This window comes from Pseudonocardia xinjiangensis (assembly GCF_012911925.1).
Lineage (GTDB): Bacteria > Actinomycetota > Actinomycetes > Mycobacteriales > Pseudonocardiaceae > Pseudonocardia > Pseudonocardia xinjiangensis.
Window position 1 is genome coordinate 1 of sequence record NZ_JAAXKY010000218.1, and the last position, 9,070, is coordinate 9,070.

General features: G+C 70.7%; 9 protein-coding genes. 3 read left to right on the plus strand and 6 right to left on the minus strand.

The features are described from left to right. Nucleotides 1-500 (plus strand): ABC transporter ATP-binding protein (locus tag HF577_RS35055; protein WP_169400304.1); only part of this gene is annotated, 500 nt, incomplete at its 5' end. Between the two features lie 49 nt (nt 501-549). On the opposite strand, the gene HF577_RS35060 is transcribed toward HF577_RS35055, so the two are convergent. The 6 genes from HF577_RS35060 to HF577_RS35085 form a co-directional block, all read right to left on the minus strand. Beyond that, entirely contained in the window at nt 550-1,674 is a 1,125-nt protein-coding gene (locus HF577_RS35060) for a serine hydrolase domain-containing protein (RefSeq protein ID WP_211175322.1), read from the minus strand. Between the two features lie 102 nt (nt 1,675-1,776). Beyond that, the gene (locus HF577_RS35065) at nt 1,777-2,154 is read right to left on the minus strand and encodes a hypothetical protein (protein WP_169400306.1); all 378 of its coding nucleotides are present in this window, start codon (nt 2,152-2,154) and stop codon (nt 1,777-1,779) included. A gap of 126 nt (nt 2,155-2,280) precedes the next feature. After that, nucleotides 2,281-3,096 (minus strand): ion transporter, encoded by an 816-nt coding sequence (locus HF577_RS35070; RefSeq protein ID WP_312859585.1) that lies wholly within the window; start codon nt 3,094-3,096, stop codon nt 2,281-2,283. A gap of 100 nt (nt 3,097-3,196) precedes the next feature. Beyond that, nucleotides 3,197-4,186 carry a zinc-binding dehydrogenase gene (locus HF577_RS35075; RefSeq protein ID WP_169400308.1) on the minus strand — a complete coding sequence of 330 codons (990 nt, stop codon included), beginning with the start codon at nt 4,184-4,186 and terminating at the stop codon, nt 3,197-3,199. Nucleotides 4,187-4,194: 8 nt separating this feature from the next. Next, nucleotides 4,195-5,946, minus strand: a complete 1,752-nt coding sequence (locus tag HF577_RS35080) for a thiamine pyrophosphate-requiring protein (protein WP_312859586.1) — start codon at nt 5,944-5,946, stop codon at nt 4,195-4,197. A 112-nt stretch (nt 5,947-6,058) separates the two neighbouring features. Further along, on the minus strand, nt 6,059-6,370 hold the full coding sequence (locus HF577_RS35085; protein WP_169400309.1) for a hypothetical protein: 312 nt from the start codon (nt 6,368-6,370) through the stop codon (nt 6,059-6,061). A 511-nt stretch (nt 6,371-6,881) separates the two neighbouring features. Between HF577_RS35085 and HF577_RS35090 the strand changes: the two genes are divergently transcribed. Both HF577_RS35090 and HF577_RS35095 read left to right on the plus strand, forming a co-directional pair. Beyond that, entirely contained in the window at nt 6,882-8,324 is a 1,443-nt protein-coding gene (locus tag HF577_RS35090; protein WP_169400310.1) for an APC family permease, read from the plus strand. Next, on the plus strand, nt 8,321-9,070 hold a 750-nt coding region (locus HF577_RS35095), incomplete at its 3' end, for a universal stress protein (RefSeq protein ID WP_169400311.1). The genes HF577_RS35090 and HF577_RS35095, both read left to right, overlap by 4 nt.

Genomic DNA, 9,070 nt, shown 5'->3' on the forward strand with positions numbered 1-9,070 from the left:
TCCTCTCCCGCGGGGTGGCGCACAGCCCGGAGGGGCGGCGGTTGTTCGCGCGGATGACGGTGGAGGAGAACCTGCTGCTCGGCGCGTATACCCGCCGGGATGAGGCGGGGATCGCGGAGGATCTGGACCGGATCTTCACGTTGTTCCCGGTGCTGGGGGAGCGGCGGGCGAACAAGGCGGGGTTGTTCTCCGGTGGGGAGCAGCAGATGCTGGCGATCGGGCGGGCGTTGATGTCGCGGCCGAAGCTGCTGATGCTGGATGAGCCGTCGATGGGGCTGTCGCCGATCATGACGCAGAAGATCTTCGCCACCGTCCGTGAGCTGCAGGCCGAAGGCACCACGGTGCTGCTGGTGGAGCAGAACGCACTCGCCGCGCTGGCCCTGTCGGACCAGGCCTACGTCATCGATCTGGGCCGCACCACGCTGTCGGGCAGCGGCGCCGAACTGCTCGCCGACCCCCGCGTGCAGGAGGCCTACCTCGGCGAAAGTGTCACCACCTGATCCGGGCCAGTCTTGGCGGGGGGCGAAGCTGAGCTTCTGACCCGGGTCCTCAGGCCCGGCTTGTCATGGCGGTCGTGACCGCGTTCAGGAGCGTGGCGGCTCTCGGGTCCGAAACGCCTTCCCGAACGTGGTTCATGACGTAGCCGAAGGCGAGCCCGGTGGTGGGGTCGGCGAAGCCGAGCGAGCCGCCGAGCCCGGGAAAGCCGAAGGCGGTCGGGCTGTACCAGAACATGTCAGGGCTGGGCAGGCCGAAGCCGGTGCCGATCCGGACGGGTACGCGCAGGATGCGGTCGATGCCGGCGGCCTGTTGCGCGGTAGCCCCGGCCAGGGTGGCGGGGTCGAGGATCCGGTGTCCGTCGACCTCACCGATGAGCGCGGCGTAGAAACGGGCCAGTGCGCGGGCGGTGCAGATGCCGTTGGTCGACGGCATCTCGGCGGACTGCTCGTCGGGGTCGTTGTGGTCCAGCGGAGGCTGGACGAGGGTCAGCAACGACCGCACCGTCAGCGACGTCGGATCGGCGTAGGCCGCGATCACCTCGCGCAGGGGTTCGGGCACGGTGGCCAGGTCGATCCGGCCGAGAGCGTCGAGATCGGGTGCGGCCGCGATGGTGCGGCTGACCCGGTGCTGCTCGGACTTCGGCAGCCCGATCCAGAGGTCCAGGTCGAGCGGTGCGGCGATCTCCTCGGCGAGGAACGTGCCGAGGCTGCGGCCGGTCACTCTGCGGACGACCTCGCCGACCAGCCAGCCGTAGGTGAGCCCGTGGTAGCCGTGCTCGGTGCCCGGCTCCCAGAAGGGACGCTGCGCGGCGAGCGCGGTGACCATCGGGTCCCAGGCGATCGCCTCCGCCCGGGTGATCGGGTCGTCGATCGTGGGCAGCCCGGCCTGGTGGGTGAGCAGCCAGCGGACCGGCATGTGGGCCTTCCCGTTCCCCGCGAACTCGGGCCAGTACTCGGCGACGGGCGCGTCGAGGTCCAGGTCGCCGCGCTGGGCCAGGAGATGCGCGCAGGCGGCCGTGACGCCCTTGGTGGTGGAGTAGACGACCTGCAGGGTGTCGCGCTCCCAGGGGCGGGCGGTGTCGGGGTCCGCGGTCCCGCCCCACAGATCGACGATCTTCCTGCCGTGCAGGTACACGGCGACCGCGGCGCCGACTTCCTGGTGATCGGCCAGGTTCACTGCGAAAGCCTCGCGTACTCCCTCGAAGCCGGGCGCGGTCTCACCGCCGATTTCGGGCATGCGTCATCGCCTTCCGTTTCACGGTTGTGCGGAGAGGTTTGCTCAGTACTGGAATCTCTCGATGAGCCAGGCGCAGAGCTCCGGCTCCGTCATGTGCGGGAATTCTTCGGCGAAGTTGGCGAGTGCGCGGGTCGCTTCGTCGCGGTCCAGGCCACGGGCCATCGCTGCCTTCATGTATTCCTGCCGGGCAGCGGTCGGGCGACCTCCGCCGGCGCCGCGTCCAGGTAGACCGTCGCGCCACTGCACAATTTCCTCCAGGCGTTCAGCCCGCCAGCCCGGAGCTCCGTCGATCTCGACATCGGGCTCGGGGAAAGGGTGATCGGAACCGTTCGGATAGCGGGAGCGCCACTTGTGCACCGCGTGTCTGGTCACGTCCATGGCCTCGGCGATGCCGAGGACACCGAGATAGCGCTCAGTCATGCGGTGTCACTACCACCTCGCGGTGGGGTCGGCCGGCCCGACATCGTCGGCTCTTGCGTGGACCACGTTAGCGTGGTCCACGCAACGTCGTCAACATGGGTGACGACGTTTGCGGGGGCGGGGGCTCTACGGCTCCGCGCGTTCCAGCCGCATCTCGGCCAGCTCGGCGCGCAGCACCTTGATCTCTTCGAGGATCATCCAGTTCGCGGTCTGCTCGTCGGCCGCATGTTCGGCCTCCTCGGCCCGCGCTTCGGCCATGACCTGGCTCTCCATGGCGCTCACGACGACGGCGATGAACAGGTTGAGCACGGTGAAGGAGCTCACCAGGATGTAGACGACGAAGAAGATCCACGCCAGCGGGACCTCGGTCATGACCCGCTGTGCGATGTCCGGCCAGCCCTCGCCGGTCATGGTCTGGAACAGCGTGAACAAGGTGGTGCCGAGGGTGCCGAACGACTCCGGCGCCACCGCGCCGAAGAGCTTCGTCCCCATGACCGCCGCCACGTAGAGGATGAGCGAGAGCAGGGCCGAGATCGAGGCCATCCCCGGCAGCGCGGCCAGCAGGCCGCCCACCACCCGTCGCATGCTCGGCACCATGGAGATGAGGCGGAGCACCCGGAGGATCCGGAGTGCCCGCAGCACCGAGAACGGGCCGGATGCCGGCAGGAGCGCGATCGCCACGATGAGAAAGTCGAAGATGTTCCAGGGGTCACGCCAGAATCGCCGCCCGTAGGCCACCAGTCGGAGCCCGATGTCGGCGACGAAGAAAACCAATGCCACCCGGTCCACCACGTGCAGCAGTCCGCCGAGATAGGTCACGATTGCGCTGGACGTCTCCAGTCCCAGCGTTGCGGCATTGAGGAGGATGACGGCGATCACCGTCGGCTGGAATGCGCGGTGCTCCACGACTCGTCGTGCCGTGTCGCGGACTGACTTGATCACGGGACAGGACTGTAGCCGTCGGCCGTAACGGGCGAGTGGGCACGGTGAGAGACAAAAGTACAAGTTGGACATTTGTTGCAGTTCGGGCGACGACGGCTCGCTATCGGCCCAGCGCGATCGCGACCTTCCCGCCCTGCTGGTCCCGCGCCGCCTCGAAGGCCTCCTGGGCCTGCTCCAGCGGGAAGACCGGGTCGAGGAACGGGCCGACGTCGATGCCGCCGGTGTGGATGAGGTCGACCGCTTCCCGGAAGGCCGTCAGTCCGGGCTCGATCTGGGTGCTGTGGTTGTGCTCGATCGAGGGCTGCTTGGCCCACGCCTCGTTGTAGTCCCAGGTCGTGGGGCCGGCAGGCTTCTCGGGAAAACCGAAGTAGCCGACGCGGCCGCGCATCCGCACCGCGTGCAGGCACTGGATGCGCGTCTCGTCGTACCCGACCGCCTCGATCACCAGGTCCGCGCCCAGACCGCCGGTCGCCTCCAGCACCGCCTCGACGAACGACCGCTCGGTGACGTCGACGGCCACGTCGGCGCCGAACTCCTTCGCGATCCGCAGCCTCGACGGTGCCTTGTCGGCGATCACCACCGTCGAGAAGCCGGCGCGGCGCGTCAGCTGGGCGAAGAACAGGCCCGCCGACCCGGCGCCGCAGATCGCGGCGGTCAGCCCCGCGGCCGGCCCGGCGACGGTCTCCGGCCAGAACCGGCGCATCGCGTACACGGTGGTGCCGAGCTGCTGGGCCATCAGCAGCCGGTCGAGATCCGCGCCGTCCGGGAGCGGCACCAGTGACCGGCCCGGGACGACCTGCCACTCGGCGAAGCACCGCGCATGCAGCGGTACCGGCGCGACGAGCACGGCGTCCCCGGGGGCGAAACCGGGGGAGCGGGACTCCTCGACGATCCCGATCCCCTCGTGCCCGGGGAACCCCGGCGCCGCCGGGAACGCGCCGCGGTGGAACCCGTCGAAGACGATGTGCAGGTCGCTGCCGCAGATCGAGCCGCGGTGCGAACGGACCAGCACCTCGTCATGACCGAGCTCCGGGACCGGGACCTCGACCGTCTCCAGCCGACCCGGTGCCACGAGCTGCACTGCCCGCATGGCCTCTCCTAACCCTGGTAGCTCGCGTAGTCGAAGGTCGAGTACTTCTTCTCCCGGGTGGTGACGAACTCGACGAGCGCGGGCGTGCCCGCCTCCGTCGCGGCGATCGCCTTGTGCAGCGCCGGCGCGATCTCCCCGGGCTCGGTGACCCGCTCGCCGTGCAGGCCGAAGGCGCGCGCCATCGTCGCGTAGTCGCCGGAGATGTCGGTGGTGCCGAAGCGCTCGCGCGAGGCGGCCATGATCGTGTCCTCCATGGCCATCGAGAAGTTGTTGAACAGCACGGACAGGACCGGGATCCCGGCACGGGCGCAGGTCTCCAGGTCCATGCCGGTCATCCCGATCGCGGCGTCGCCCCACACGTTGACGCACAGCCGGTCCGGCCGGGCGAGCTTCGCGCCCATCGCCAGCCCGAGGCCGTAGCCGAGCTGGGTGGACTTGCCCCACCCGAGGTAGCTGTGCGGTGCGACGGGCCGCCAGAACGGGGACAGCTCGTCGCGGGGGCTCCCGGCGTCGTGCGTGATGATCGTGCGCTCGACGTCCACCAGGTGCAGCAGGTCCCAGATCACGCGGTACGGCGAGAGTGGCGTCTCGTCGCTGGTCAGGAAGGGCATCCAGGAGTCCAGCCAGGGCTGGTTCTGCTCCCGGATACGCCCGGCGACCGCGTCCGCCCGGCCTCGCGGCCCGCCGCCGAGCCGCTCCCGCACCGCCTCGACCAGCAGGTCCAGGGCGAGCGCGGTGTCGCCGAGCAGGGCGTGCTCGGTGGGGACGTTCTTGTTGAGGTCGCCCGGGTCGAGGGTGTTGTGCACGAACGTCTTCCCGGCCGTCGGGAACCGGATCCCGAACGGGGTGGCGGTGAAGCTCGCTCCGATCCCGAACACGACGTCGGCGTCGCGGACGTGCTCGAAGACCGCGCGCGGCATCGCGACCCCGCCCGAGCCGAGGGACAGCGGATGCGTCTCCGGGAACGCGCTCTTGCCCTCCAGGCTGGTGGTGACCGGCGCCTCGAGCAGCTCGGCGAGGGCGCGCAGCTGCTCCCACGCCCGCGCCCGGTGCACCCCCTGACCGGCGTAGAGCAGCGGCCGGTCCGCGGCGACCAGCGCCGCCGCAGCGGCCTCGACGGACTCGGCGTCCGGTGCGGAGCGCACCCGCCGCGACGGCACGTAGGCGTCGAGCCCCGGAGCCTCCTGCGCCCACACGTCCGCCGGGATCTCCACCAGCACCGGTCCCGGGCGCCCGTTGCGGGCCTGGGTGAACGCCCGCCGCAGGGCGGGGACGAGCCCGGCGCCCGTGGTGACCTGCTCGGTGGCCTTGGTGACGTGGCGGAAGTTCAGCGCGGCGTTGAACGTGGGCGGTACCCAGGTCTGTGCGCGCGGCGCCCCACCGGGGATCACCACGAGCGGGACCCCCTCGGCGAACGCCTGCGCCACCGCGCCGAACGAGTTCTCCACACCCGGGCCCGCCTGCATGCAGAAGACGCCGACGGTGTCCCCGAGCCGGCTGATCGCGTCCGCCATGTGGACACCGACGCGCTCCTGCCGGACGATCACCGGCCGGATTCCGGCGGCGGCCGCCGACTCGATGAGCGGGTTCAGCGGGTAGGCGAGGAGATGCTGGACGCCCTCGCGGCGGAGCACCTCGGCGGCAGCTGCGGCGACGTCCGGTACGGGGTTTCCCGGGGTGCTCACGGCTCGATCACGGTCGCCCTCCTCGGCTCCGGTGCGGTGCGCCCCGGCCCGCGGCGCCCCGATCCACGACGCCACCGATCTTCTCCGTCCGCGCTCCGCACGTCAGGTGTTCGGAGACAGGTCAGGACAGATGTCGCGGGTGTGGCAGGTGGTTCGGCCCGGCCTCACCCGAGCAGATGGCCGCCTGTCACCGGTCGGAGGCGGGCAGCCACGAACGGAGAAGCTGCGGATAGCGTCCCGCGTAGAAGTCGGCGATGAACTCGGTCAGGGACTGCGGATTGTTGACCGTGGTGAGGTTCCACGACCAGATCTGCGTCGTCGTGGCGCCGACAAGTATCCGGACCCGGCTGGTGAATCCGCGGATATATGTCGCCACGGGGCACGCGCCCTTGACTCGTGCGCCCGTGATCCCCGCGCTGAGAAAGAACGCTGCCAGCTCGTCGCCGGTTCTGAACCGCTCGAAGCCTTCGATGCTCTGCTTCGCGAGTTCCTCATCCACACTGAGTGCGCTGTTCACGTCTCTGTCTTCCGTCCTCCTGGCTCCTCAGTCCGGCGCAAGGGCAGGGCCGTGTCGACCCTGCCGGACTGACCTGCCTGCGGCCCAGCTTGACACAGCCGCCCCGGCGCCCCTGACCGGCGGTTGGTGGCCGGTCAGGGGCGCGCAGCCCGATCGGGACGCGCCGAGCCGTCGAGGGTCCGGGTCGTGGCCCGTGCCGGAGCCGCAGGTCGGAGGCGGAAACCGCTGATCCGCCGGGGTCCGTGCCTTGCCGGACCGGGGTATTGATCTTCCCGGCCGAGGGTTTTCGCCCCGCGCCGGGGCTGCTGCCGATTGCGCCGAACGGAGTGTCCGCCTCGTGTTCGGGGGAGTCGGTAGTGCCGAGAATCACCACGGCGGGCAAACCCGCCACCATGTCGCATTCGGACGTGTCCGGTTCGCACCGTCCGTTCGGGGGCTCGCATTCGGACCAACCGCCCGGGATCGTGGGCAGGCCCCGAACCGAGGAGATGGCATGGCGACGTTGTTGCAGCAGGCCTTCCGTCGCAAGCCGGTGAGAAAGATGGCCGCGGAGAGCGGACTCGACGGCCACGGCGGTGGCCAGCTCGCCCGCAGCATCGGGCTCTTCCAGCTCACCATGATCGGCGTCGGAGCGACGATCGGGACGGGCATCTTCTTCGTCCTGACCGAGGCCGTCCCGGTCGCCGGGCCCGCGGTCGTCTGGTCGTTCGTGATCGCCGGGGTCGTCGCGGGCCTGACCGCGGTCTGTTACGCGGAGCTGGCCAGTGCGGTGCCGGTCTCCGGGTCGTCGTACTCCTACGCCTACGCCACGCTCGGCGAGGTCGTCGCCATGGGGGTGGCGGCATGCCTGCTGCTCGAGTACGGCGTGTCGTCCGCGGCCGTCGCGGTCGGCTGGTCGCAGTACCTCAACCAGCTGCTGGGCAACCTGTTCGGGTTCCGGATCCCCGACGTCCTCTCCCAGTCGCCGGAGGGCGGCGGCGTGCTCAACCTGCCCGCCGTCGTGCTCGTGACGCTGTGCGCGCTGCTGCTCATCCGAGGGGCGAGCGAGTCGGCGACGGTCAACGCGATCATGGTCGTCATCAAGATCGCGGTCCTGGTGATGTTCGTCGTCATCGGCATCACGGGCTGGAACACCGACAACTTCGCCGACTTCGCGCCGTTCGGGGTCACGGGCATCACCGGGGCCGCCGGCATCATCTTCTTCGCCTACATCGGTCTAGATGCCGTGTCGACCGCGGGGGAGGAGGTGAAGAACCCCCGCCGGACGATGCCATTGGCGATCATCCTGGCGCTGGTCACCGTGACGGTCGTCTACGTGGCCGTCGCCCTGGTGGCGGTCGCGGCCCAGCCCCAGGCCGAGTTCGCGGGCCAGGAGGCCGGGCTCTCGGCCATCCTGGAGAACGTGGTCGGCGCCAGCTGGCCGGGCACCGTGCTCGCGGCCGGGGCCATCATCTCGATCTTCAGCGTCACCCTCGTGACGATCTACGGCCAGACCCGCATCCTGTTCGCGATCGGCCGGGACGGCATGCTGCCGCGCTTCTTCCAGAAGGTGAACGCCCGCACCAGCACCCCGGTGAACAACACGATCGTCGTCGCGGTCGCCGTGGCGCTGCTGGCCGGGCTCCTCCCGATCAACTTCCTTGCCGAGATGACGAGCATCGGCACGCTCGTGGCGTTCCTCGTCGTCTCCATCGGTGTGATCATCCTGCGGCGCACCGAACCGGGTCTGCCTCGCGGGTTCCGGGTTCCCGGCTACCCGGTCACGCCGATCCTGTCGATCGCGGGCTGCGTCTGGATCATCGTCGGCCTGCGGCCGATCACCATCGCGGTGTTCGCGATCTGGGTGGCCGTCGTGCTCATCTGGTACTTCACCTACGGGATCCGGCACTCGCGGCTGCGCACGACGACCACCGACACCGTGGGGGACGTGCTGTGACTCTCGTGGTCGGGCTGCCGCGCGACGAGCGCGCCACGGCGGCCATCCACCTCGGCGGCATGCTCGCCCGCTCGCTCGACGAGGACATCGTGGTGTGCACCGTGGTGCCGCCGCCGTGGCCACCCGGCATGGGCCGGGTCGACGCCGAGTACCAGGAGTACCTCGACCGCAGCGCGACCGACGCCATCGACCGGGCCCGCGCCCTAATGCCGGCCGACTGCGCCGCCACGTTCGTCGTCGCCGGCGCGCGCTCGACGTCGGCCGGGCTGCTCGAGGTCGCCCACGGGCACGGCGCGCGCCTGCTGGTGCTCGGGTCGTCCACCGCGGGGGTGCTCGGCCGGGTCGCCTTCGGCAGTGTCGCGGACCGGCTGCTGCACAGCTCACCCCTCCCGGTCGTGCTCGGCCCCCGCGGGTTCCGCTGCCGCCCCGACAGCAGGGTGCGCCGGGTGACGGCCGCGTTCGGCGCCACCGAGGGCTCCGCCGAGCTCGTCATCGCGGCTGCGGGGGTCGCGGCGCAGGCCGGCGCCGCCCTGCGCGTCGCGTCCTTCGCCGTGCGCCCGCGCACGCCGCTGACGGCGGGGATCGGCTCCCGCGCCGAGGACGCCGTGACGCACGGGTGGGCCGCTGACGCCGAGCAGGCCCAGCACGCCGTCCTGGGGCAGGTCGAGCGGCTGCCGCGCCGCCCGTCCGCGATCGGGTCGGTGGTCGGGTACGGCACCGACTGGGCGGGGGCGATCGAGGAGATC

Coding starts and splice junctions, on each gene's coding strand:
- HF577_RS35065 (WP_169400306.1), bottom strand. CDS start 2,154: ATGACTGAGCGCTATCTCGGTGTCCTCGGCATCGCCGAGGCCATGGAC.
- HF577_RS35090 (WP_169400310.1), top strand. CDS start 6,882: ATGGCGACGTTGTTGCAGCAGGCCTTCCGTCGCAAGCCGGTGAGAAAG.
- HF577_RS35075 (WP_169400308.1), bottom strand. CDS start 4,186: ATGCGGGCAGTGCAGCTCGTGGCACCGGGTCGGCTGGAGACGGTCGAG.